This window comes from Streptomyces sp. NRRL S-87 (assembly GCF_000719335.1).
Classification (GTDB): Bacteria; Actinomycetota; Actinomycetes; order Streptomycetales; family Streptomycetaceae; genus Streptomyces.
Window position 1 is genome coordinate 46,772 of sequence record NZ_JOGB01000027.1, and the last position, 22,142, is coordinate 68,913.

Here is a 22,142-nt window from a genome sequence, read left to right on the forward strand (position 1 = left end):
CTCTGTCAGGGCCGGGGGCGGTTCGCCGCCCGGCCCGCCCTTACCCCTCGACCCGCCCCCGGGCCGCGTCGGGCTGGGCCAGCCCCTCCCAGACGCGGTGCTCCAGCGGGAAGCCCATGGCCGACAGGGTGTTGATGAGCATCCCGTGCGCCAGGAAGAGCGTGGCGTCACGGGCGTTGCCGCCGAGCTGGATGCGCACGGTGTCGTACAGGTCCGTCCAGGTCGCGCGCACCCGCACGCCGAACTCGTGGTCGCCGGCCGCCTCGGCGTCGGCCACGGCCAGCGAGACCTGCATCTGCATCTGGAGCCGTTCGGGCTCCTCCGCGATCAGGCGGGTGTAGGCGCCGGCCATCGCCTCCTTGGCCGCCTCGCCGGACAGGCCGTCGGAGACGCGGGCGAAGAGGTCGCGGATCTCCTCGGTGCAGCGGATGGCCGCGGCGAGGAAGATCGCCTGCTTGTTGGGGAACAGTCGGAAGAGGTACGGCTGCGAGACCCCGACGCGCCTGGCGATCGCCTCGGTGGAGGTCCCGTGGTAGCCGCCGCGGGCGAACTCGCTCATGGCCGCCCGTACGACGCTCTCGCGCCGCTCCTCCGCACTCATCCTGACCATGCAACCAAGTTAGTACTCAATCACTAACTTCACAACCCCCGGCCCGGCTCCCGGACTCCCCCGCTTCCGACCCGTGACAGCACTTCGGCCCGCACCCGGGGAAACGGGAGCGGGCCGAGGAGCCGGAGGCCGGGCGGGCCGGACCGGGCCGGAGGTCAGGCGAGCCGGACCGGGCCGGAGGTCAGGCGGGCCGGACCGGGCCGGAGGTCAGGCGAGCCGGACCACCGCGCGGGACATGCCGAGCACCTTCTGCCCGGCGCTGGTGGCCGTGAGGTCCACCCGCACCCGGTTGTCGTCCAGCAGGGCCGCCACCTTGGCGCTGACCTCGATCAGCGCACCCTCGTCGTCGTTCGGGACGACGACCGGCTTCGTGAAGCGCACGCCGTACTCGACCACTGCGGCCGGGTCGCCGGCCCAGTCCGTCACGACGCGGATCGCCTCGGCCATCGTGAACATGCCGTGCGCGATGACGTCCGGCAGCCCGACCTCCTTGGCGAACTTCTCGTTCCAGTGGATCGGGTTGAAGTCGCCCGAGGCGCCCGCGTACCGCACGAGGGTGGCGCGGGTCACGGGGAAGCTCTGGGCGGGCAGCTCGGTACCGACCTCGACGTCCGCGTACGCGATCTTCGCAGTCATCTCAGGCCTCCTCGGCCGCGCGCGCGACCAGCTTCGTCCACGCGGTCACGACGTGCTCGCCGGTCTCGTCGTGCACCTCGCCCCGGATGTCCAGGATGTCGTTGCCCGCCATCGACTTGATCGCCTCGATCGTGGAGGTGACGGAGAGCCGGTCGCCCGCCCGCACCGGCCGGCTGTAGGCGAACTTCTGGTCGCCGTGCACGACGCGGCTGTAGTCCAGGCCCAGCTGCGGGTCCTCGACGACCAGTCCGGCCGCCGCGAAGGTGATGGCGAACACGAACGTCGGCGGGGCGATCACGTCCTGGTGCCCGAGCGCCTTGGCGGCCTCCGGATCCGTGTACGCGGGGTTGGCGTCCCCGACCGCCACCGCGAATTCGCGGATCTTCTCCCGGCCGACCTCGTAGGGATCGGTGGGCGGATAGGTGCGCCCCACGAAGGACTGGTCGAGCGCCATGGCTCACTACCTCCTGGTAGAAAACTGCGGAAACGACACGAGGCCGCCCCCCGTGAAGGGGACGACCTCATGACAGAGCCTTTGTCCGAAGACTCGCTGGTGTCAGCGGGTCTCGCGGTGCGCGGTGTGCGAGTTGCAGCGCGGGCAGTGCTTCTTCATCTCCATGCGATCCGGGTTGTTGCGCCGGTTCTTCTTGGTGATGTAGTTCCGCTCCTTGCACTCCACGCAGGCCAGCGTGATCTTCGGGCGGACGTCGGTGGCAGCCACGTGAGTGCTCCTTGACGGACGGATGGACGGATGAACGCATAAAAGAGTAGCCGATCGGGAGACCGACCCCACAATCGGCTACTGTGTGTAGCGGTGACCGGACTTGAACCGGTGACACAGCGATTATGAGCCGCTTGCTCTACCGACTGAGCTACACCGCTTTGATGTGATCCGCCCCCCACCCGAGGGTGGGGAACCTTTCACACCAGAGCCCCAATGCGGAATCGAACCGCAGACCTTCTCCTTACCATGGAGACGCTCTACCGACTGAGCTATTGGGGCGAGCAGGGAAGACATTACACGGCCTTCCGCCGATCGCCCAAATCCGTTGTCGCAGGGCCTCCGGGAGGCCCGTTCGGCCCCCTTCCGGGGCCTTCCCGGGGGCCACGTCCGCCCCCTCCGCGCCGGGGCACCACACCGGTATGACTATTCGGCCCTTCCTCGAAGCGCGCCGTACGGGCCCCTAGGCTCGGAACACGCTGCGTGATCTTGGGCCGTGGCCCCCGGGGTTCCGACCGGTCCAGGAGCCGCCCGAGCCCCCCGCAGGAGCGCGATGCCCGACAGCCAGCCGCAGCAGCCACCCCACTCCCCCCGCGGCGGCAGCGGCGCGGGGGGCAGCGGCGGGGCCGGCGCCTCCGCCGACTTCGGCACCCTCCTGCTGTCCGGCGCCCGCCTCACCGACGGGCGGACGGTGGACGTCCGGCTCGGCGGCGGCCGCATCGAGGCGGTCGGGACCGCCGGCAGCCTGCCGCCCCCGCTCGCCTCGTCCCGGGTGGACCTCGGCGGCTACCTGCTGCTGCCCGCCCCCGCCGAGCCGCACGCCCACGGCGACACCGCGCTGACCGCCGACGGCGAGGGCCCGGCCTCGTACACGACCGAGGAGGTCCAGCGCCGGGCCACCGAGTCCGCGCTGCTCCAGCTCGGCCACGGGGCCACGGCGGTGCGCTCCCACGTGCGCATCGGCGACGTGCACGGCCTCGCGCCCATGGAGGCCGTGCTCCAGGCCCGCCGGTCGCTGCGCGGCCTCACCGACCTGACCGCCGTGGCGGTGCCCCGGCTGCTGACCGGGGTGGCGGGGGCGGACGGACTGTCGATGCTGCGCGACGCGGTCAAGATGGGCGCCTCCGTCGTCGGCGGCTGCCCCGACCTGGACCCCGACCCGGCCGGGTACACCGAGGCGGTGCTGGAGGTCGCCGCCGAACACGGCTGCCCCGTGGACCTGCACACCGACGGCGACGACCCGGCACGGCTGGCCCGGCTCGCCGCCATGGCCGGCGGGCTGCGCTCCGGCGTGTCGATCGGGCCCTGCGGGGGCCTGTCACGGCTGCCGCTTGACGTCGCGACGCGCGCGGCCGAGCAGTTGGCGGCCGCCGGGGTGACCGTGGTGTGCCTGCCGCAGGGCGACTGCGCGGCACTGGAGCGGCGCGGACTGCGGGCCGCCCCGGTACGGCTGCTGCGCGCGGCGGGCGTACGGGTCGCGGCCGGGAGCGGGGCGCTGCGGGACGCGGCGAACCCGGTGGGGCGGGGCGACCCCCTGGAGGCCGCCTACCTGCTCGCCTCGCAGGGCGGGCTGCGCCCGAAGGAGGCGTACGAGGCCGTCAGCGGGGCCGCGCGGGCCGCGCTCGGGCTGCCGGAGGTACGCGTCGAGGCCGGATTCCCCGCCGAGCTGCTGGCCGTGCGCGGGGACCGCATCTCGGGGGTGCTGTCGCTGGCGTACAGCCGCATCGTCATCCACCGGGGGCGCGTGGTGGCCCGGACGAGCGCGGTGCGCGAGTACTGCGACTCCGCCGTCGCGGTGGCGCTGGACCTGCCCCGGCAGGGCCGGATGGAGCCCGGTCCCTGAGCGGTGCCGGGCGCGCCGTCGTACGGTCGGGACATGCGCATCGTCATCGCTGGTGGACACGGTCAGATCGCGCTGCGGCTGGAGCGCCTGCTCGCCGCGCGCGGCTACGAGGTCGCGGGCATCATCCGCGATCCGGCGCAGGGCAACGACCTGCGGGAGGCGGGGGCCGAACCCGTCCTCTGCGACCTGGAGTCGGCCTCGCTGGAGCAGGTCGCCGCGGTCCTGCAGGGGGCGGACGCGGCGGTGTTCGCGGCGGGCGCCGGGCCGGGCAGCGGCACCGCACGCAAGGACACCGTGGACTACGGGGCGGCGGTGCTCTTCGCCGACGCCGCCGAACGGGCCCGCGTGCGGCGCTTCGTCATCGTCTCCTCGATGGGCGCGGACGCCCACCACGAGGGTGACGGGGTGTTCGACGTGTACCTGCGGGCCAAGGGCGCGGCCGACGACCACGTACGGACCCGGCTCGGCCTGGAGTGGACCGTGCTGCGGCCCGGGCAGCTGACGGACGACGCGGGCACCGGGCTGGTCCGGCTGGAGGCGCGCACGGGCCGCGGGCCGGTCCCCCGCGACGACGTCGCGGCCGTCCTGGCGGAGCTGGTCGAGACGCCGGCCACGGCCGGACTGACCCTGGAACTGGTGTCGGGCTCGACCCCGGCCGGGGTCGCGGTGAAGGCCGTCGCCGGGAACTGACGACCCGTCGCGTCCGTATGGACGCGGCGTCAGAAGTCCACGCGGGTGCGGTCGTCGGCGCGGCCGACGGACTCCTGCGCGTACTCGCGCTGGTACGCCTCCCTGATGGCCTCGATGCGCTGGTCCCGGACCTTCGCCTCGGCGGCCGGGTACAGCAGGAGCAGCTCGTAGCTGCGCTCGCGCTCGATGACCCCGTGCGCGTTGCGCCACTGGCCGCGGCCCTGCTGGAGCGTGAGGCCCTCGGGGAAGGCCGGGGTGACCCGCCGGTCCATGAAGTCCATGAACTGCGGGTCCGTCACGGCGGGCCCGCCGTCCGAGCGCTGGGTGCCGAAGTACAGGTGCGTCTCGACGTACGCCTGCCCGCGCCCGGTGTCCTCGCCCGCCAGCGCCCCGTACGCGGCGGGGCCGCCCGCCACCAGCGCGCCCACCAGCGCACCGCCCACGGCCAGGGCCCGGCCCTTGCTGAATCGCGTCATGCGGGGCCAACGAGACGGCCGCCCCCGGGGATGCGCGCCGCCCGCGCAATGCCCGGAACCGGTGACGCCCCCGTCGCCCGCTGACCGGGGCCGGCGGACGGACCGGAGGGCCGGACGGCGGACGGCGGACCGGACTTCTGAGGCGTCCCGCGACATGCGAGAAGGCCCCCGTCCGCTGCGTTTCCGCAGTGGACGGGGGCCTCACTCGTGTGGCGGCGCCAGGATTCGAACCTGGGTAGGCAGAGCCGACGGATTTACAGTCCGTTCCCATTGGCCACTCGGGCACACCGCCATGGGATGTCGCCTCGGAGCCGCGTTTCCGCGGTGCTCCCTGGCAACGACGTAAACAATACCCGATGCTCAGGGGTGCTCCGCCACCTGGATTGAGCAGCGCGTACGGCGGCCCCGGTGGCTAGGCTTTGCGAAGCGGTCCGGCCGGGCACCGGTCCCCGCCCCCGAGCATCCCCCCAGCGACTTCAAGGAGCCACAGAGCATGGCCGACTCCAGTTTCGACATCGTCTCGAAGGTCGAGCGGCAGGAGGTCGACAACGCCCTCAACCAGGCCGCCAAGGAACTCTCGCAGCGTTACGACTTCAAGGGCACCGGCGCCTCGATCTCCTGGTCCGGCGACAAGATCCTCATGGAGGCGAACTCCGAGGAGCGCGTCAAGGCGGTCCTCGACGTGTTCGAGACCAAGCTGGTCAAGCGCCAGATCTCCCTCAAGGCGCTCGACGCCGGCGAGCCGCAGCTCTCCGGCAAGGAGTACAAGATCTTCGCGTCCATCCAGGAGGGCATCTCCCAGGAGAACGCCAAGAAGGTCGCCAAGATCATCCGCGACGAGGGCCCCAAGGGCGTCAAGGCGCAGGTCCAGGGCGAGGAGCTGCGCGTCAGCTCCAAGAGCCGCGACGACCTGCAGGCCGTCCAGCAGCTCCTCAAGGGCAAGGACCTCGACTTCGCCATCCAGTTCGTGAACTACCGCTGACGCCGTGGACCGCTGCTGAGCCGCGGACCACTGCTGACGCCGTGAACGACCGCTGACGCGGAGGGCGCGGGGCGGCCGTGCGCCGCGCGCGTGCGGCGTGTGCTCCGCGACAGCCCCCTGTGGCCCCTTGGGGCCGGGCCCGTGCGCCCACCACGCTGAGTGACGTACGTCACGTCACCTCGTGGACAGGGGGCTTTCCCATGCCTTGGCCCGGCACTTCCGGTGCTTCCTGGGTCCCTTCCGTGCCCGCCACGCTGCGGGCCGATGTCGGCGCCTCGGTCGTCGTGGCGCTCGTCGCGCTCCCGCTGTGCGTCGGCATCGCCGTCGCCTCGGGCGTGCCCGCCGAACTCGGGCTGATCACCGGCGTGGTCGGCGGCCTCGTGACCGGCTTCCTGCCCGGTAGCTCGCTCCAGGTCAGCGGGCCCGCCGCGGGCCTCACGGTGCTCGTCTTCGAGGCCGTTCGCACGTACGGCGTGGGGGCGCTCGGGGCCCTGGTGTGCGCCGCGGGGCTGCTCCAGCTCGTGATGGGCGCCCTCCGGCTGGGGCGGTGGTTCCGGGCGATCTCGGTGGCCGTCGTGCAGGGGATGCTCGCCGGCATCGGGCTGGTGCTGATCGCGAGCCAGTTGTACGCCCTGGGGGACGCGCGGGCCCCGGGCCACACCCTCGCCAAGGTGGCCGGTCTGGGCCGGCTGGGCGTCGAGGCCGACCTGGCCGCGGTGGCCCTCGGGGCGGGGACGATCGCCGTGATGGTGCTGTGGCGCCGGCTGCCCGGACCGGCCGGCGCGGTGCCCGGGGCGCTCGCGGGGGTCGCCCTGGCCACGTCCGCGAGCCGGCTGCTGGAGCTTCCCGTGGCCCGGGTCGAGGTCGCCGGGGTGCTCGCAGCCGTGTCCCCGCCCTGGGCCGGGGAGGTGGCCGCCCTGTGGTCCCCCGGGGCGCTGGCGACCGTCCTCGCGCTGGCGCTGATCGCGTCGGCGGAGACCCTCTTCAGCGCGGCCGCCGTGGACCGCCTGCACGAGGGCCCCCGCACGGACTACGACCGCGAACTGATCGCCCAGGGGGCCGGCAACACGGTCTGCGGGCTCCTGGGGGCGCTGCCGATGACGGCGGTGATCGTGCGGAGCGCGGCGAACGTGGAGGCGGGGGCCCGGACCCGCGCCTCCCGGGTGCTGCACGGGGTCTGGCTGCTGCTGTTCGCGGTCCTGGTGCCGGCGTCGCTGTCGGTGGTGCCGCTGGCGTCACTGGCCGGGGTGCTGCTCTACGCGGGGTGGAAGCTCCTGCCGGGCCGGGCGGTCCGGACGCTGTGGGCCGAGCACCGGGGGGAGGCCGTGGTCCTGGTGGTCACCGCGGGGGCGGTCGTGGCGACCAACCTGTTCGAGGGCGTGCTCGTGGGGCTGGGGCTGGCGGTGGCGAAGTCGGCCTGGGAGACGTCGCACGTGCATGTGGAGACGCGGTGGGAGGGCTCGGAGGGCCCGGAGGGCGGGGTGCTGTGGGTGCGGGTGCTGGGCAACGCGACCTTCCTGCGGCTGCCGAAGCTGCTGGACGCACTGGAGGCGCTGCCCGCCGATCGACCCGTACGCCTGGACCTCGGCGGACTCCGGCACCTGGACCATGCGTGCCTGACCGCGCTGGAGGGGTGGCAGCGACAGCGGGAGGGGACGGCGGGAGGCGTGCGGGGGGCGCGGGAGCCGGTCGGGGAGAGGGCTGAGGAGCTGGGGTAGGGCGGGAAAGCCGGCCGGGGGGCCGATAGGGTCGCGCCCCGTGGCGGAACTGAAACGGACGCTGGGCGTGTCCGACGCGGTCGTGATCGGGCTCGGGTCGATGGTCGGCGCGGGCATCTTCGCGGCGCTCGGGCCGGCGGCCCGGGCGGCGGGCGCGGGGCTGCTGCCGGCGCTCGGGCTGGCGGCGGTCGTGGCGTACTGCAACGCGGACTCCTCGGCCCGGCTGGCCGTGCGCTACCCGGCGTCCGGCGGCACGTACGTGTACGGACGCGAACGACTGGGACCGTTCTGGGGCTACCTGGCCGGCTGGGCCTTCGTGGTCGGCAAGACCGCCTCGTGCGGGGCGATGGCGCTGACGGTCGGGGCGTACGTCTGGCCCGGGCACGCGCACGCGGTGGCGGTGGCCGCCGTGGTGGCGCTGACCGCCGTGAACTACCGGGGTGTGCAGAAGTCCGCGCTGGTCACGCGGGTGATCGTGGCGGCCGTCCTGGCCGTGCTGGCCGGGGTCGTGGTGGCGTGCCTGACGTCCGGGCGGGCGGACGCCGCGCGGCTGGCCGGGGGCGGCTGGAGCCCGAGCGGCGTCCTCCAGGCCGCGGGCCTGCTGTTCTTCGCCTTCGCGGGGTACGCGCGCATCGCCACCCTGGGCGAGGAGGTGCGCGACCCGCGGCGGACCGTCCCGCGGGCCGTCATGCTGGCGCTGGGCGTCGCGCTGGCGGTGTACGCGGCCGTGGCGGTGGCGGTGCTGTCCGTCCTGGGCGCGGACGGGCTGGCCGCGGCGACGGCCCCGCTGGCGGACGCGGTACGGGCGGCCGGGTATCCGGGCCTGGTGCCGGTGGTGCGCGCGGGGGCGGCGCTGGCCGCCACGGGCTCCCTGCTCGCCCTGATCCTCGGCGTGTCGCGGACGACGCTGGCGATGGCCCGCGACGGGCACCTGCCGCGGGGACTGGCCGCCGTGCACCCGCGGTTCGGCGTCCCGCACCACGCGGAGCTCGCGGTCGGTGCGGTGGTGGCGGTGCTGGCGGCGACCGTGGACGTGCGCGGTGCGATCGGTTTCTCGTCCTTCGGAGTGCTGGCCTACTACGCGATCGCGAACGCTTCCGCGTGGACGCTCGGTCCGGGGGTGTGGGGGCGGGTCGTGACGGGGGTGGGGCTGTGCGGGTGCGTGCTGCTGGCGTTCGCGCTGCCGAGCGAGGCCGTGCTGCTGGGTGGGCTTGTGCTCGGGGTGGGGGCGGGGGTGTTCGGGGTGCGGAAGCGGTTCGTCGGCGGGGGGTGAGGTGGGTGGGCGGGGTGCGGGTGCGGCTGCCGGGGCGGCGGGTGCGGGTTCCTTTGAGCCGGGGTGCGGGCCGTTGCCCTGCGGGGCTGGTCCCCTACCCGCCCTTTCACCGTTTCCCGGGACTCCGCCCCGGACCCCGTTGCCCTCAAACGCCGGGCAGGCTGAGTCGCCCTCAAACGCCGGGCGGGCTTGAGTTGTGCCGGGCGGGATTGAGTCGTGCCGGGCGGGATCGAGTTGTGCCGGGGGGCCGGGGTCGCGGGGACGGGGTCAGTGGGAGGCGAACGGGGCGTCCGTGCGGACGATTTCCCGGCCCAGGGGGAGCAGGGAGATCGGGATCATCTTGAAGTTCGCGATGCCGAACGGAATCCCGATGATGGTGATGCACAGCGCGAGGCCCGTGACGATGTGGCCGATGGCCAGCCACCAGCCCGCCAGCACCAGCCACAGCACGTTGCCGATGGCCGATCCGGCGCCGGCGTCGTGTCGTTCGACCGTGGTGTACCCGAAGGGCCACAGGGCGTAGAGCGCGATGCGGAAGGCCGCGATGCCGAAGGGGATGCCGATGATGGTGATGCAGAGGATCAGGCCCGCGAGGCAGTAGCCCAGGAACAGCCAGAAGCCGCTCAGGACCAGCCAGATGATGTTGAGGATCGTCTTCACTGCGTCCGTCCTGCCATCTGTTCGAGCCGGGCGATGCGCTCGGCCATGGGCGGGTGGGTGGAGAAGAGCTTCGAGAGGCCCTGGCCGGGCCGGAAGGGGTTCGCGATCATCATGTGGCTCGCGGTCTCCAGGCGGGGCTCGGGCGGCAGCGGGAGCTGCTTGGTGCCGGCGTCCAGCTTGCGCAGGGCGCCGGCGAGGGCGAGCGGGTCGCCGGTGAGCTGGGCGCCGGAGGCGTCCGCCTCGTACTCCCGGGAGCGGCTGACGGCCAGCTGGATGATCGAGGCGGCGATCGGGCCGAGCAGCATGATCAGCAGCATGCCGACGAGGCCCGGGCCCTCGTCGTCGTCGGAGCGGCCGACGGGGATCAGCCAGGCGAAGTTGACCAGGAACATGACCACCGAGGCGAGGGCGCCCGCGACCGAGGAGATGAGGATGTCCCGGTTGTAGACGTGGCTGAGCTCGTGGCCGATGACCCCGCGCAGCTCGCGCTCGTCGAGGATGCGCAGGATCCCCTCGGTGCAGCAGACCGCGGCGTTGCGCGGGTTGCGGCCGGTGGCGAAGGCGTTCGGCGCCTCGGTGGGCGAGATGTACAGGCGGGGCATCGGCTGGCGGGCGGCCGTGGAGAGCTCGCGGACCATGCGGTAGAGGGCGGGGGCCTCGAACTCGCTCACCGGGCGGGCGCGCATCGCGCGCAGGGCCAGCTTGTCGCTGTTCCAGTACGCGTAGGCGTTCGTCCCCAGCGCGACCAGGAGGGCGACGATCAGGCCGACCCGTCCGAAGAAGCTGCCGATGACGATGATGATCGCGGACAGCCCGCCGAGGAGTACGGCGGTCTTCAGCCCGTTGTGCCGGCGGTGCACGGTACGCCCTCCAAGTGGTGCGGCAGGGAGACCCGGCAGGGGTCTACGGTCCAGTGGACCCTCCCTTCCTGGTCAACGCCAGGCGGGGAGACCGGGTTCCCGGCCGCCGCCGGGGGCGACCGGCGGGGCCGTTGCTCCGTACGGGTGAGCCGCTACTGGAACAGGCCGGTGGTGGCGTACCGCAGCACCAGTTGCGGGGCCCCGGACAGGACCACCGCGAGCACGCCGGTCACCGCGATCGCCAGCGTGACGGGGGCCGGTACGGCGGCCCGTACGGGCGCGGGGGCGCCGTCCTGCGCGGGCTCCGGCGCGCGGAAGAGGAGCGCCGTCCACTGAAGGTAGTAGTAGAGGGCGATCACGACGTTCACGGCCATGACCACGGCGAGCCAGCCCAGGCCGGCGTCCACCGCGGACTGGAAGACCGTGACCTTGGCGAAGAGGCCGATGACGCCCGGCGGCAGGCCGGCCAGGCAGAGCAGGAAGAAGGCCATCGCCAGGGCTGCCGCGGGGCGGCGGTGGTAGAGGCCGCGGTAGTCGCTGATCCGGTGCTGCGGGCTGGTGCGGCCGACGAGGGCGGCGACGGCGAAGGCGCCGAGGTTCACGGCGGCGTACATCAGGGCGTACGCGACCGTGGAGCCGATCTCGTCGCGCTCGGTGTACGCGGCGGCGGCGATCGGCACGAGCAGGTACCCGGCCTGGCCGACGGAGGACCAGGCGAGCAGGCGGACGGCGCTGTGGGCGCGGTCCGGGGACTGCCGGAGGGCGGCGGCGTTGCCGATGGTCATCGTGAGGGCGGCGAGCACGGCCAGCGCCGGGCCCCAGATGTCGGAGTACGCCGGGAAGCCGATCACCGTGACGAGGATGAGGCCGGTGAAGCCGACGGCCTTGCCGATCACCGAGAGGTACGCGGCGATGGGCAGGGGGGCGCCGACGTAGGTGTCGGGCACCCAGAAGTGGAAGGGCACCGCGGCCGTCTTGAAGGCGAAGCCGACGAGGGTGAGCGCGACGCCCGCCACGGCGAGGGTGTCGAGCTGCCCGGGCACGTGCTCCAGCCGCTCCGCCACCTGCGTCAGGTGCAGGGAGCCGGTGACGGCGTAGACGAAGCTCACGCCCATCAGGGAGACGGCGGTGGCGGCCACGGAGGACAGGAAGAACTTGAGCGCGGCCTCCGAGGAGAGCCGGTCGCCGCGCCGCATGCCGACGAGGGCGAACGCGGGCAGCGAGGCGACCTCCAGGGCCACGATCAGGGTGGCCAGGTCACGGGCGGCGGGCAGCAGCGCGGCGCCGGCGGCGGAGGACAGCAGCAGGAACCAGTACTCGCCCGCGGGCAGCCTCGTCTCCTTGACCGCGGTCAGGGAGAGCAGGGCGGTCAGCAGGGCGCCCGCGAGGACCAGGAACTGGATGACCAGCGTGAACCCGTCGACCGTGTAGCTGCACGCGCCGGGGTCGCCGGTGAGGCAGAAGGTGTGGCGGTCGGCCGAGCGCAGCGGGATCAGGGCCAGGGTCGCGGCGGCGAGGCCGGCGACGGAGGTCCAGCCGAGGACGGCCTTGTGCCGCTCGGGTACGAACAGGTCCGCGACCAGCACCACGAGGCCGACGGCGGCCGCGATGGTCGGCGGGGCGACGGCGACCCAGTCGACGTTCTGGACGAGGCTCGTCATGCGTTGCCTCCTGCGAGGAGCTTCTGGACGGCCGGGTCGGTGAGGCCGAGGAGGACGGCGGGCCAGAGCCCGGCGAGGACGGTGAGGGCGACGAGCGGGGTCCAGGCGGCGAACTCGTACGACTGGACGTCCGCGAGCACCACGGCGGGCTCGGCGTGCGCCTTCGGGTCGCCCATGCAGACGCGGCGGACGACGACCAGCAGGTACGCGGCGGTCAGCAGGGTGCCGAGGCCGCCGATGGCCATGAAGGTGAGGTACGCGGCCCGGTTCAGGCCCTCGGCCGGGTCGAAGGCGCCGAACAGGGCGAGCATCTCGCCCCAGAACCCGGCCAGGCCGGGCAGGCCGAGGGAGGCGACGGCGCCGAACGCGAGCAGGGCGCCCAGGCGCGGGGCGCGGCCGTAGAGGGCGGCGCCGGTGGCGCCGGCGAGGGTGTCGAGGTCGCTGGTGCCGTAGCGGTCCTTGAGGGCGCCGACCAGGAAGAAGAGGAGGCCGGTGATCAGGCCGTGGGCGATGTTCGCGAACAGCGCGCCGTTGACGCCGGTGGGGGTCAGGGTGGCGATGCCGAGCAGGACGAAGCCCATGTGGCCGACGGACGAGTAGGCGATGAGGCGCTTGAGGTCGCCCTTGGCGCCGTTCCTCGCCAGCGCGAGGCACGCGAGGGAGCCGTAGATGATGCCGACCACGGCGAAGCCGGCGAGGTACGGGGCGAAGGTGTGCATGCCGCCGGGGGCCATCGGCAGCAGGATCCGCACGAACCCGTAGGTGCCCATCTTCAGCAGGACGCCGGCCAGCAGCACGGAGCCGACGGTGGGGGCGGCGGTGTGGGCCTCGGGCAGCCAGCTGTGCAGCGGCCACATCGGGGTCTTGACGGCGAGTCCGATGCCGATGCTGAGGACGGCCAGCAGCTGGACGGTGTGGCTCAGTCCGCGGCCGTTGTCAGCGGCCAGTGCCACCATGTCGAACGTGCCGCTGTTCAGCCCGATGAGCAGGAGGCCCAGCAGCATGACCACTGAACCGAGAAGCGTGTAGAGGATGAACTTCCAGGCGGCGGCCTGCCGCTGGACGCCGCCCCAGCGGGCGATGAGGAAGTACATCGGGATGAGCACCGTCTCGAACGCCAGGAAGAACAGCAGCAGGTCGAGGACGGCGAAGGTCGCCAGGGTGCCGAACTCCAGGACGAGCAGGAGCGCGACGAAGGCCTTCGGGGAGGGCCCCGCGGGCATCTTGAAGTACGAGTAGAGCGCGCTGAGGAAGAACAGCAGCGCGGTCATCACCACGAGGGGCAGGGAGATGCCGTCGACCCCGAGGTGGATCCGGACGTCGAGCGCCGGGATCCAGCTGATGTCGGTGGTGGCCTGCATGGTCGAGGGGGCGTCGTGGTCGAAGCCGAGGGCGAGGACCGCGGCGGCGGCCAGGACCGCGCCGGTGACGGTGACGCCGTGCCGCAGGACGGCCTGTTCGGGGCTCCGGCCCCGCAGACCGGGCGGGGCCGGCAGCAGGGCGGCGGCCGCGCCGATCAGGGGGACGGCCACGACGAACGCCAGGAGGAACTGCATCACGGATGCGCTGATATCGATCACGACTGACTCACGGCTCACGATCCGGCGTTGACGTTGGCAAGGACGGCGACGGCGACCGCCAGCACCACGGAGCCGCCGAGCAGCGCGCTCAGGTAGGTCTGCACGTTGCCGGTCTGGGCGCGGCGGACGAGGCTGCCGAGCAGCCGGGGCGCGGCGCCGGCGGCGCGCACGTACGTGTCCACGACCTCGCGGTCGAGGAAGCGGACCAGGCCGGCGGCGGCCAGCACGGGGCGTACGAACACGGCGCGGTAGACGGCGTCGAGGTGGAAGCCGGCCGCGGCGTGCGGGTGCAGCGGGCCCAGCAGCGCCCGGCCCGGGTCCGGCGCGGGGGCGGCGGGGACGACCGGGTGGTCGTGCGTGACCTCGGCGACCTCGGGGGCCTGGGCGGCGGACTCGGCCGCGGCCTCGGAGGCGGGTTCGGCGCCGCCCGCGGCCGGGGTGACGGCGGCGGCCGCGCGGCGGGCCGCGGTGGCGGAGGCGCGCTGCCACAGGGCGTAGGAGAGCACCCCGCCGACGACGGCGGCGCCGGTTCCGAGCACGGACGTCAGGACGGTCGGGGTCAGCTCGTGGGAGTCGAACCAGTCGTCGAGCCAGGGGGCGACGGCGCCGAAGGCGATCGACGGGATCGCGAGGAGCCACAGCACGCCGGTCATGGCGAGCGGCTCCTTGCCGTGGTCGGGGGCGGCGGCGCCGCGGCCCCGGAAGGCCATGAGCCACAGCCGGGTGGCGTAGGCGGCGGTCAGCAGGGCGGTGAGGACGCCGGCGACCAGGACGGTCCAGCCGGCGCCGGCCGGGGCGAGGGCGGAGTGCCCGGCCGCGGCGTCCTCGGCGGCGACCAGGACGGCCTCCTTGGAGAAGAAGCCGGCGAACGGCGGGACGGCGGCGAGCGCGAGGAGCGCGACCGTCATCGTCCAGAAGGCGTCCGGGATCCGCTTGGCCAGTCCGCTCATGTCGGCCATGGCGGACAGGGAGTTCGTGCCCGCCGCGTGGATGATCACGCCGGCGCCGAGGAAGAGGAGCGCCTTGAAGGCGCCGTGGGACATCAGGTGGAAGACCGCGGCACCGCGGTCGGCGACGGCCAGGGCTCCGACCATGTAGCCGAGCTGGCCGACGGTGGAGTAGGCGAGGACGCGCTTGATGTCGTCCTGGGCGAGGGCGGCGAGGCCCGAGCCGATCATGGTGACGGCCGCCATGACCGCCATGACGACCAGTGCCGCGGCGGAGGCCGTGAAGACCGGCAGCAGGCGGGCGATGAAGTAGACGCCGGCCGCGACCATGGTCGCGGCGTGGATGAGGGCCGAGACGGGGGTCGGGCCGGCCATGGCGTCGGGGAGCCAGGTGTGCAGCGGGAACTGGGCCGACTTGCCCGCGACGCCCGCCAGGAGCAGGAGGGCGATCAGGGTCGGGTGGTCCAGCCCGCCGGAGGCCACGGCGCCGAGGATCTTGGGGATCTGGAAGGAGCCGGCGTCGACGGCGAGCGCGAACAGGCCGAAGAGGAACGGCACGTCGCCGAGCTTGGTGACGAGGAAGGCCTTGAGGGAGGCGGACCGGGCGGCCTCGGTCTCCCAGTAGTGGCCGACCAGGAAGTACGAGCAGATGCCCATGACTTCCCAGCCCACCAGCAGCACCATCAGGTCGCCGGAGTAGACGACGAGCAGCATGGCGGAGGTGAAGAGGGAGACCAGGGCGGCGTACGACGGGTAGCGCGGGTCCTCGCGCAGGTACGCGGTCGAGTACAGCTGGACGCAGGTGGCGACGACGCCGACGAGGACCGCGACGAGGGCGGCGAAGCCGTCCAGGTAGAGGGCCAGGTAGACGGGGACCGAGCCGGTCGGGGTCAGTTCGGTCGCGGCGGTGACGGGCGGGCCGCCGCCCTGCTGCACCGCCACGACCACGGCGAGGACCGCCGCGGCGAGGGCGGGGAGCACGGCGAGCGGCCGGACGAACCCGGGGGCCTTGCGGCCGAGGAGCAGTCCGCCGACCGCGCCCGCGAACGGGAGGGCCGGGACGAGGGCGGCGAGGGTCGTGGTGGTCACGCGGCGGCTCCGGTCGCGCTCTCCGCGCTGGCGGCGGGGGTCGGGGCGGGCCCGTCGGCGTCGGTCGGGCGCTCGGCGTTGTCGCGCAGCCGGTCGATGTCGGCGGTGCCGCGGTTGCGGTACACCATCAGCACGATGGCCATGCCGATGCCGATCTCGGCCGCGGCGACGGCGATGGTGAAGAGGGTCAGGGCCTGGCCCGCGTGCAGCTGGTCGCGCAGCCACACGTCGAAGGCGACCAGGTTGAGGTTGACGGCGTTGAGCATGAGCTCGACGGACATCAGCACGAGGATGGCGTTGCGGCGGGCCAGTACGCCGTACAGGCCCGTGCAGAAGAGGAGCGCCGCGAGCACGGCGGGGTAGGCGAGGTGCATCAGCCCTGCTCCTTACCGTCGGTCGGGGCAGGGGCCGGGGTGGTGGCCTCCTCGCCGGGGGCCGCCTTGCGGGACAGCACGATGGCCCCGATCAGGGCGGCCAGCAGAAGCACGGACAGCGCTTCGAAGGGCAGCACCCAGTGGCGGAAGAGGATCTCGCCGGACACCTTCGTCGAGCCCTGGACGGGCCCGTCGAGGTCGATCCACGTGGTGCGGAAGGCGTCGACGACCACCCAGACGAGGGCGCCCGCGGCGGCGGTGGCGACGGCGAGCGCGGCCCACCGGTTGCCCGAATCGGCGTCCGGGGAGGGGCCGATGGGGGCCTTGGTGAGCATCAGGCCGAAGAGGAGGAGGACGACGACCGAGCCGACGTAGATCAGGACCTGGACCCAGGCGATGAACTCGGCGGTCAGCAGCAGGTATTCGACGGCGACCCCGCCCAGCGCGACGACGAGCCAGAGCGCGGCGTGCACGAGCTGCTTGGTCGTGACGGTGACGAGGGCGGCGCCGAAGGTGGCGATGCCGACGAGCAGGAAGGCGATCTCGACGCCGGAGGGCGAGAGGAATCCGGGGTGGCTCCCGGCTGCGGCCAGAGCGGCGGCTGCGAGGGTCACGCGTCTCCCTCCGGGGTGGCGGGCGGTCGGGGGGCCGCGGCGGCCTGGGCCGCGGCCTCGGCCTTCTCCGCGGCCTTGCGGGCGGCGGCGAGCTCCTTGGGCTCCTCGGCACGTTCGTCGAGCGCCGGGGGCGCCGGCACGGTCCACATCCAGTCGCGCAGCTTGTCGCGCTCGTGCGTGAGTTCGCGGATGTCCGTCTCGGCGTACTCGAACTCCGGCGACCAGAACAGGGCGTCGAAGGGGCACACCTCGATGCAGATGCCGCAGTACATGCAGAGGGAGAAGTCGATCGCGAACCGGTCGAGGACGTTGCGGCTGCGCTCGCGTCCGCCGGGGGCGGCGGCCGGGACCGTCTCCTTGTGGGAGTCGATGTAGATGCACCAGTCCGGGCACTCGCGCGCGCAGAGCATGCACACGGTGCAGTTCTCCTCGAACAGCCCGATGACCCCGCGGGTGCGCGGGGGCAGCACGGGCTGGACCTCCGGGTACTGCGCAGTGTGGGAGCGCTTGGTCATCGTGCGCAGGGTGACCGCTAGGCCCTTGGCCAGGCCGGCGCCGGGGAAGGACTTCTTGGGCACGGGCACGGCCGGGTGGCGGTGGTCGGGCGCGGCGGCGTCCGACGGGCGGGGCGACGGGTCGGGCATTACTGGATCGCCACCTTCACGATGCCGGTGAGCGCGATCTGGGCGAGCGCGAGCGGGATGAGTACGGTCCAGGACAGCTTCTGGAGCTGGTCCTCGCGCAGGCGCGGGTAGGTGACCCGGAGCCAGATGACGGCGAACGCGAGGAGCGCGGTCTTCAGCAGGGTCCAGGCCCAGCCGTCGACGAACGGGCCGTGCCAGCCGCCGAGGAAGAGGACCGTGGTCAGCGCGCAGAGCACGACGATGCCGGCGTACTCGGCGAGGAGGAACAGGGCGAACCGCAGACCCGTGTACTCGGTGTACGCGCCGAAGATGATCTCGGAGTCGGCCACCGGCATGTCGAACGGCGGGCGCTGGAGCTCGGCGAGGCCCGCGGTGAAGAACACCAGGGCGCCGACGATCTGCCAGGGCAGCCACCACCACTCGAAGGCGTTGACGATGCCGGGCAGCGAGACCGTGCCGGCGGCCATCGCCACGGAGGCGGCGGCCAGCAGCATCGGCAGCTCGTAGGCGAGCAGCTGGGCGGCCGTGCGCAGACCGCCGAGCAGGGAGAACTTGTTGGCGGACGCCCAGCCGGCCATGAGGCTGCCGAGCACGCCCACGCCCATGACGGCGAGCACGAAGAACAGGCCCGCGTCGAGGACCTGGCCGACCGCGCCCTCGTGCGGGCCGACCGGGATCGCGACGAGCACGAGCAGGTACGGCAGCAGCGCGACGGCGGGGGCGAGCTGGAAGATGCGGCGGTCGGCGCCGGCCGGGACCACGTCCTCCTTCTGCGCGAACTTCACGCCGTCGGCGACGAGCTGGGCCCAGCCGTGGAAGCCGCCGGCGTACATGGGGCCGAGGCGGCCCTGCATGTGGGCCATCACCTTGTGCTCGGTCTGCCCGATCACGAGCGGGAGCACGAGGAAGACGGCGAAGACGACGATCAGTCGCAGCGCGACGTCGAGGACGTCGTTCACGCGTCGCCTCCGGTGTCGTTGTCAGGGTCGGTGGTGGGCTTCCGCGGCTCGGGCTCCGGCCCGGCGGCGGGCTCCGGCGCGGCCTCGGGCTCGGGCTCCGGCCCGGCCTCGGGCTCGGGCTTCGGCTCAGGCTCGGGCCGCTCCGCCCCGGGCTGCGGGGCGGGGGCCTGGGCCGCATCGTCGAACGCCGGGCGCGGGTTGTGCCAGGGGGCGTCCGAACTGCGGACCGGCGGGGCGGCGGGGGTGTCCGTTCCGGGGGTGTCCGTTCCGGCGGTCTCCGCCGCGGCCTGGCTCGCGGAGCCGTCGGCCGCGCTGCGGCTGCGCCGCGGCGGGCGTGCCGGCCGGGACGGGCCCTCGCCGGCCGCGGCCGCTTCGGGTCCGGCGGGTCCCGCGGCCGCGGCGGGCCCGGCGGTGGCCTCGGGAGCTGCCGGGGCCGCGGGTCCGGCCGGGGTACCGGGGCCGGGAGTGACCTCGGGTCCGGCGGTGGCCTCGGCCGCCTGGCTGGCCGAGCCCTGGGCCGCCGTACGGGCCCGGCGGACCGGTCGGACCGGGGCCTCCGCGCCCTCGGTCGCCGGCTGGCTCGCGGAGCCGGCCGCGGCCGTACGGGCGCGCCGGGCCGGAGCCTCGCCGGCGGCCCGCGGGGTGCGGGCCGGGCGGGTGGGTGCCGGCGGCAGCTGGCCCTTCATCGGGCCCCAGTCGTTCGGGTCGGGCACGCCGGGCGGCAGCATGGTGCGGCGCTTGGGGCCGGCGTGGTCGGCCGCGCCCTCGCCCGGCTCCTTCGCTCCCGGCCAGGCCTTGGCGACCCGGGCGGCGAGGACGAAGTCCTTGCGCAGCGGGTGGCCCTCGAAGTTCTCGGGGAGCAGCAGCGGCACCAGGTGCGGGTGGTCGGTGAAGGTGACGCCGAACATCTCGTACGTCTCGCGCTCGTGCCAGGCGGCGCCCGCGTACACCGCGACGGCCGAGGGCAGCGCGGCCGCCTCGTGCGGGACGGTGGTGCGCAGCAGCAGGCGCCGTACCCGTCCGGCCTCCAGGGCCACGACGTGGGCGGCGACGCGGAAACCGGTGCCGGGCTCGTCGACCGCGCTCAGCCAGTCGAAATAGGTGCAGCCGAGCTTGTCGCGGGCGGTCTCCAGCGCGGAGATCCACGACGCGGTGGGCACGTCGACGGTGAGCAGGTCGTACGCCGCCTCGGCGGTGGCCTCGGCGCCGAAGAGGTCGGTGACGGCCTCGGGCAGCAGGTCGTAGGGGTGCGTCACCGGCCCTCCCCCTGGTCCTCGCCGGCGGCGGTGCCGGGCGGCGTCGCGGGGGTGCCGGGCTTCGCCGCGGGGGCCGTGACCAGACCGCTGGTCAGCTCGGTGACCGAGGGGCGGACCGCACCGTAGCGCTCCTCGAGCGACTCCCGGGCGATCTTCTCCTGGAGCTTGAGGATGCCCTGGAGCAGCGCCTCCGGACGCGGCGGGCAGCCGGGCACGTAGACGTCGACCGGGATGATCTGGTCCACGCCCTTGGTGACGGAGTACGAGTCCCAGTAGGGCCCGCCGCAGTTGGAGCAGGCACCGAAGGAGATGACGTACTTCGGCTCCGGCATCTGCTCGTAGAGCCGCTTCACGGCCGGGGCCATCTTGTCCGTGACGGTGCCCGAGACGATCATCAGGTCGGCCTGGCGCGGACCGGGCGCGAAGGGGATCACGCCCAGCCGGATGAAGTCGTGCCGCGCCATGGACGCGGCGATGAACTCGATCGCGCAGCAGGCCAGGCCGAAGTTGAAGACCCAGAGGCTGTAGCGGCGTCCCCAGTTGAGGACGACCTTCATCGGCTCCGGCGCCAGCCGGGCGAGTGCGCCCAGCCGCCTGGGCTCCGGCAGCAGCTGCGGGGCGGCGGCTCCGGCGTCCGGGGCGGCGCCCGCGTTCTGGCTCTGGCTGGTCACGTCCATTCGAGGACGCCCTTCTTGTATGCGTACAGCAGGCCGACGGCGAGGAAGCCCAGGAAGATGAACATCTCGACCAGGGTGGTGGCCCCGTAGCCGGGGGCGGCGAAGACCGTCGCCCAGGGGAAGAGGAAGATCGAGTCGACCGCGAAGATCACGTAGAGGAACGCGTACACGTAGTAGCGGACCTGGGTGTGCGCCCAGCCCTCGCCCACCGGGTCGACGCCGCACTCGTACGTCAGGAGCTTCTCGGGCGTGGGCACGACGGGGCGCAGCAGGCGTCCGGCGCCGAAGGCCACGGCGACGAAGAGCACGCCGATGAGCGCGAGCAGTCCGACGACCGAATAGCTCTCGAAATAGTCGGCCGCGGTTACGGTCACGGCCGCCACCGTCCGTTCGGGCACGTCCGCTCCTCGTTCTCGGCCACTGTCGACGATCTGTTACGCACGGGAGTCTAGGCCCTGCTAAAAGCGGGGTGGGGTTATCCCCCGTTCACCGACACCCGGCCACCCCATGGCACGGGCCGCACCCGATTGGGCAGGCTGTCGGTCATGAGTACGAGCAGCTCGGACCCACTCGCGACCAGCGGCGACCGTCCGCTCCCGTCCGTCCGGCCCGCCTTCGACGCGGTGACGTGGCGGGAAATCGGACATCTGCTGGCGAACCTGCCGATGGCGTTGATCGGCTTTGTTTACACGGTGTTCATGGTTTCGGTCTCCGGCGGCCTCGCCGTGACCGCCGTAGGACTTCCCCTGCTCGCCGCCGGGCTGCTCGGGATGCGGGCGCTCGGCCGGGCGGAGCGGGTGCGGGCGCGGCTGCTGCTCGGCACGCACGTGGACGAGCCGTCGGCGATCCCCACCCGCGGGGGCTTCTTCCCCTGGTTGTGGACAAGTCTGAAGGATCCCGTGGGCTGGCGCGCGGTGCTGTACTGCGCGATCCGGCTCCCGTGGGGCGTCCTCACCTTCACCATCGCACTGACCGGGCTGTTCGTCCTCTGGCCGGTGCTGCCGTACATCGCCCGGCTGCTGGCGAACGCGGACCGCGCGATGGTCCGGGGGCTGCTCGCGCCCTCCGACGAGCTGGAGCGGCGGATCGCCGAGCTGGAGTCGGGGCGCGGGGTCGTGGTCGACACGGCGGCCGCCGACCTGCGGCGCATCGAGCGGGACCTGCACGACGGGGCCCAGGCGCGCCTGGTGAACCTGGCGATGGGGCTCGGGCTCGCCAAGGAGAAGCTGCTGGAGGACCCCGACACGGCGGCGGCGATGGTCGACGAGGCGCACGGCGAGGTGAAGCTGGCCCTCCAGGAGCTGCGGGACCTGGCCAGGGGCATCCACCCCGCGGTGCTGACCGACCGGGGCCTGGACGCGGCCCTGTCGTCGGTGGCTGCCCGCTGCACGGTGCCGGTGAAGGTGTCCGTGGACCTGCCGGGCCGCCCGGCGGAGGCCATCGAGGGGATCGCGTACTTCACGGTCTCCGAGCTGCTGCAGAACGTCAGCAAGCACGCGCGCGCCACGGCGGCGAGCGTGGAGGTGTGGCGGGACGGACGCCGGCTGCTGCTGCGGGTGGCGGACGACGGGGTCGGCGGGGCGGACCCCGGGCACGGGACGGGGATGGCGGGGCTGGCGGAGCGGCTGTCCGCGGTGGACGGGGTCTTCGTGGTGACCTCGCCCGAGGGGGGCGGGACGACGGTGACGGCGGAGTTGCCGTGGCGGGACCGGGGGTGACCCCGGGGTCGTACGGGGTGGGGATAACCCCCCGTTCGGGAGGCCGACGGACCGGATGGTTCCGGGGGCGGCCCGACGGGAGGGTGGAGGGGTACTGACCGGACCGGGACGGGAGTGGGACATGGCGATCGGGGAGCGGCTCGGCGGGGTGCCG

Annotated in this window: 23 protein-coding genes and 3 tRNA genes; 6 read left to right on the forward strand and 20 right to left on the reverse strand. The window is 73.6% G+C overall.

Going from position 1 to position 22,142, the window contains the following annotated elements:
- Positions 1–40: 40 nt before the first annotated feature.
- The 6 genes from IF43_RS0118675 to IF43_RS0118700 form a co-directional block, all read right to left on the reverse strand.
- The gene (locus IF43_RS0118675; RefSeq protein ID WP_030201640.1) at positions 41–610 is read right to left on the reverse strand and encodes a TetR/AcrR family transcriptional regulator; all 570 of its coding nucleotides are present in this window, start codon (positions 608–610) and stop codon (positions 41–43) included.
- Positions 611–817: 207 nt separating this feature from the next.
- Positions 818–1,246 carry a MaoC family dehydratase gene (locus tag IF43_RS0118680; RefSeq protein WP_030201643.1) on the reverse strand — a complete coding sequence of 143 codons (429 nt, stop codon included), beginning with the start codon at positions 1,244–1,246 and terminating at the stop codon, positions 818–820.
- Between the two features lies 1 nt (position 1,247).
- On the reverse strand, positions 1,248–1,700 hold the full coding sequence (locus IF43_RS0118685) for a MaoC family dehydratase N-terminal domain-containing protein (RefSeq protein ID WP_030201646.1): 453 nt from the start codon (positions 1,698–1,700) through the stop codon (positions 1,248–1,250).
- A 102-nt stretch (positions 1,701–1,802) separates the two neighbouring features.
- Complete coding sequence (gene rpmG, locus IF43_RS0118690; protein ID WP_007265873.1) at positions 1,803–1,967, reverse strand: 50S ribosomal protein L33; 165 nt, start codon at positions 1,965–1,967, stop codon at positions 1,803–1,805.
- An 88-nt stretch (positions 1,968–2,055) separates the two neighbouring features.
- A tRNA-Met gene (locus tag IF43_RS0118695) sits at positions 2,056–2,128 on the reverse strand.
- Between the two features lie 48 nt (positions 2,129–2,176).
- Positions 2,177–2,249, reverse strand: a tRNA-Thr gene (locus IF43_RS0118700).
- 271 nt (positions 2,250–2,520) lie between these two features.
- On the opposite strand from IF43_RS0118700, the gene IF43_RS0118705 reads away from it, so the two are divergent.
- Together IF43_RS0118705 and IF43_RS0118710 are read left to right on the forward strand one after the other, a co-directional pair.
- Entirely contained in the window at positions 2,521–3,810 is a 1,290-nt protein-coding gene (locus tag IF43_RS0118705) for an amidohydrolase family protein (protein ID WP_030201648.1), read from the forward strand.
- A 33-nt stretch (positions 3,811–3,843) separates the two neighbouring features.
- Positions 3,844–4,500: an SDR family oxidoreductase gene (locus IF43_RS0118710; protein WP_030201652.1), complete on the forward strand. Its 657-nt coding sequence runs from the start codon at positions 3,844–3,846 to the stop codon at positions 4,498–4,500.
- 29 nt (positions 4,501–4,529) lie between these two features.
- On the opposite strand, the gene IF43_RS0118715 is transcribed toward IF43_RS0118710, so the two are convergent.
- The gene (locus IF43_RS0118715) at positions 4,530–4,976 is read right to left on the reverse strand and encodes a DUF3574 domain-containing protein (RefSeq protein ID WP_030201656.1); all 447 of its coding nucleotides are present in this window, start codon (positions 4,974–4,976) and stop codon (positions 4,530–4,532) included.
- Between the two features lie 210 nt (positions 4,977–5,186).
- Positions 5,187–5,268, reverse strand: a tRNA-Tyr gene (locus IF43_RS0118720).
- Positions 5,269–5,469: 201 nt separating this feature from the next.
- On the opposite strand from IF43_RS0118720, the gene IF43_RS0118725 reads away from it, so the two are divergent.
- From IF43_RS0118725 to IF43_RS0118735, 3 genes are all read left to right on the forward strand, one after another.
- On the forward strand, positions 5,470–5,958 hold the full coding sequence (locus tag IF43_RS0118725) for a YajQ family cyclic di-GMP-binding protein (RefSeq protein WP_030201661.1): 489 nt from the start codon (positions 5,470–5,472) through the stop codon (positions 5,956–5,958).
- A 200-nt stretch (positions 5,959–6,158) separates the two neighbouring features.
- On the forward strand, positions 6,159–7,676 hold the full coding sequence (locus tag IF43_RS0118730; RefSeq protein WP_078910277.1) for a SulP family inorganic anion transporter: 1,518 nt from the start codon (positions 6,159–6,161) through the stop codon (positions 7,674–7,676).
- Between the two features lie 40 nt (positions 7,677–7,716).
- Entirely contained in the window at positions 7,717–8,949 is a 1,233-nt protein-coding gene (locus tag IF43_RS0118735) for an APC family permease (RefSeq protein ID WP_267884792.1), read from the forward strand.
- Between the two features lie 267 nt (positions 8,950–9,216).
- On the opposite strand, the gene IF43_RS0118740 is transcribed toward IF43_RS0118735, so the two are convergent.
- From IF43_RS0118740 to IF43_RS0118795, 12 genes are all read right to left on the reverse strand, one after another.
- On the reverse strand, positions 9,217–9,609 hold the full coding sequence (locus IF43_RS0118740; RefSeq protein WP_030201668.1) for a YccF domain-containing protein: 393 nt from the start codon (positions 9,607–9,609) through the stop codon (positions 9,217–9,219).
- Entirely contained in the window at positions 9,606–10,469 is an 864-nt protein-coding gene (htpX, locus tag IF43_RS0118745; RefSeq protein WP_030201671.1) for a zinc metalloprotease HtpX, read from the reverse strand. The genes IF43_RS0118740 and htpX overlap by 4 nt, the downstream gene beginning before the upstream one ends.
- A 152-nt stretch (positions 10,470–10,621) precedes the next feature.
- Positions 10,622–12,130, reverse strand: a complete 1,509-nt coding sequence (locus IF43_RS0118750; protein WP_030201674.1) for an NADH-quinone oxidoreductase subunit N — start codon at positions 12,128–12,130, stop codon at positions 10,622–10,624.
- Positions 12,127–13,710 (reverse strand): NuoM family protein, encoded by a 1,584-nt coding sequence (locus tag IF43_RS0118755; RefSeq protein ID WP_078910278.1) that lies wholly within the window; start codon positions 13,708–13,710, stop codon positions 12,127–12,129. Before IF43_RS0118755 ends, IF43_RS0118750 begins: the two co-directional genes overlap by 4 nt.
- Before the next feature lie 14 nt (positions 13,711–13,724).
- Positions 13,725–15,746 carry an NADH-quinone oxidoreductase subunit L gene (locus IF43_RS0118760; RefSeq protein ID WP_030201680.1) on the reverse strand — a complete coding sequence of 674 codons (2,022 nt, stop codon included), beginning with the start codon at positions 15,744–15,746 and terminating at the stop codon, positions 13,725–13,727.
- Positions 15,743–16,120: an NADH-quinone oxidoreductase subunit NuoK gene (nuoK, locus tag IF43_RS0118765; protein ID WP_030201682.1), complete on the reverse strand. Its 378-nt coding sequence runs from the start codon at positions 16,118–16,120 to the stop codon at positions 15,743–15,745. The genes IF43_RS0118760 and nuoK overlap by 4 nt, the downstream gene beginning before the upstream one ends.
- Positions 16,120–16,734 (reverse strand): NADH-quinone oxidoreductase subunit J, encoded by a 615-nt coding sequence (locus IF43_RS0118770; RefSeq protein ID WP_030201684.1) that lies wholly within the window; start codon positions 16,732–16,734, stop codon positions 16,120–16,122. The genes nuoK and IF43_RS0118770 overlap by 1 nt, the downstream gene beginning before the upstream one ends.
- The gene (locus IF43_RS0118775; RefSeq protein WP_051795626.1) at positions 16,731–17,249 is read right to left on the reverse strand and encodes a 4Fe-4S binding protein; all 519 of its coding nucleotides are present in this window, start codon (positions 17,247–17,249) and stop codon (positions 16,731–16,733) included. The genes IF43_RS0118770 and IF43_RS0118775 overlap by 4 nt, the downstream gene beginning before the upstream one ends.
- A 128-nt stretch (positions 17,250–17,377) precedes the next feature.
- Positions 17,378–18,337 (reverse strand): complex I subunit 1 family protein, encoded by a 960-nt coding sequence (locus IF43_RS0118780; RefSeq protein ID WP_030201688.1) that lies wholly within the window; start codon positions 18,335–18,337, stop codon positions 17,378–17,380.
- Complete coding sequence (locus tag IF43_RS0118785; RefSeq protein ID WP_030201691.1) at positions 18,334–19,593, reverse strand: NADH-quinone oxidoreductase subunit C; 1,260 nt, start codon at positions 19,591–19,593, stop codon at positions 18,334–18,336. The genes IF43_RS0118780 and IF43_RS0118785 overlap by 4 nt, the downstream gene beginning before the upstream one ends.
- Positions 19,590–20,270 (reverse strand): NADH-quinone oxidoreductase subunit B, encoded by a 681-nt coding sequence (locus tag IF43_RS0118790; protein WP_030201696.1) that lies wholly within the window; start codon positions 20,268–20,270, stop codon positions 19,590–19,592. Before IF43_RS0118790 ends, IF43_RS0118785 begins: the two co-directional genes overlap by 4 nt.
- On the reverse strand, positions 20,261–20,668 hold the full coding sequence (locus tag IF43_RS0118795) for an NADH-quinone oxidoreductase subunit A (protein ID WP_030201698.1): 408 nt from the start codon (positions 20,666–20,668) through the stop codon (positions 20,261–20,263). Before IF43_RS0118795 ends, IF43_RS0118790 begins: the two co-directional genes overlap by 10 nt.
- 147 nt (positions 20,669–20,815) lie before the next feature.
- Between IF43_RS0118795 and IF43_RS0118800 the strand changes: the two genes are divergently transcribed.
- Entirely contained in the window at positions 20,816–21,988 is a 1,173-nt protein-coding gene (locus tag IF43_RS0118800) for a sensor histidine kinase (protein WP_030201702.1), read from the forward strand.
- The last annotated feature ends 154 nt before the right edge of the window (positions 21,989–22,142 follow it).

What these genes read in the sequence shown, in the direction of transcription:
- IF43_RS0118710 (WP_030201652.1), top strand. Translation starts at nt 3,844, where the DNA reads ATGCGCATCGTCATCGCTGGTGGACACGGTCAGATCGCGCTGCGGCTG.
- nuoK (WP_030201682.1), bottom strand. Translation starts at nt 16,120, where the DNA reads ATGCACCTCGCCTACCCCGCCGTGCTCGCGGCGCTCCTCTTCTGCACG.
- IF43_RS0118730 (WP_078910277.1), top strand. Translation starts at nt 6,159, where the DNA reads ATGCCTTGGCCCGGCACTTCCGGTGCTTCCTGGGTCCCTTCCGTGCCC.
- IF43_RS0118705 (WP_030201648.1), top strand. Translation starts at nt 2,521, where the DNA reads ATGCCCGACAGCCAGCCGCAGCAGCCACCCCACTCCCCCCGCGGCGGC.
- IF43_RS0118800 (WP_030201702.1), top strand. Translation starts at nt 20,816, where the DNA reads ATGAGTACGAGCAGCTCGGACCCACTCGCGACCAGCGGCGACCGTCCG.
- IF43_RS0118790 (WP_030201696.1), bottom strand. Translation starts at nt 20,270, where the DNA reads ATGGACGTGACCAGCCAGAGCCAGAACGCGGGCGCCGCCCCGGACGCC.
- IF43_RS0118715 (WP_030201656.1), bottom strand. Translation starts at nt 4,976, where the DNA reads ATGACGCGATTCAGCAAGGGCCGGGCCCTGGCCGTGGGCGGTGCGCTG.
- IF43_RS0118775 (WP_051795626.1), bottom strand. Translation starts at nt 17,249, where the DNA reads ATGACCAAGCGCTCCCACACTGCGCAGTACCCGGAGGTCCAGCCCGTG.
- IF43_RS0118680 (WP_030201643.1), bottom strand. Translation starts at nt 1,246, where the DNA reads ATGACTGCGAAGATCGCGTACGCGGACGTCGAGGTCGGTACCGAGCTG.
- IF43_RS0118675 (WP_030201640.1), bottom strand. Translation starts at nt 610, where the DNA reads ATGGTCAGGATGAGTGCGGAGGAGCGGCGCGAGAGCGTCGTACGGGCG.
- IF43_RS0118725 (WP_030201661.1), top strand. Translation starts at nt 5,470, where the DNA reads ATGGCCGACTCCAGTTTCGACATCGTCTCGAAGGTCGAGCGGCAGGAG.
- IF43_RS0118750 (WP_030201674.1), bottom strand. Translation starts at nt 12,130, where the DNA reads ATGACGAGCCTCGTCCAGAACGTCGACTGGGTCGCCGTCGCCCCGCCG.
- IF43_RS0118685 (WP_030201646.1), bottom strand. Translation starts at nt 1,700, where the DNA reads ATGGCGCTCGACCAGTCCTTCGTGGGGCGCACCTATCCGCCCACCGAT.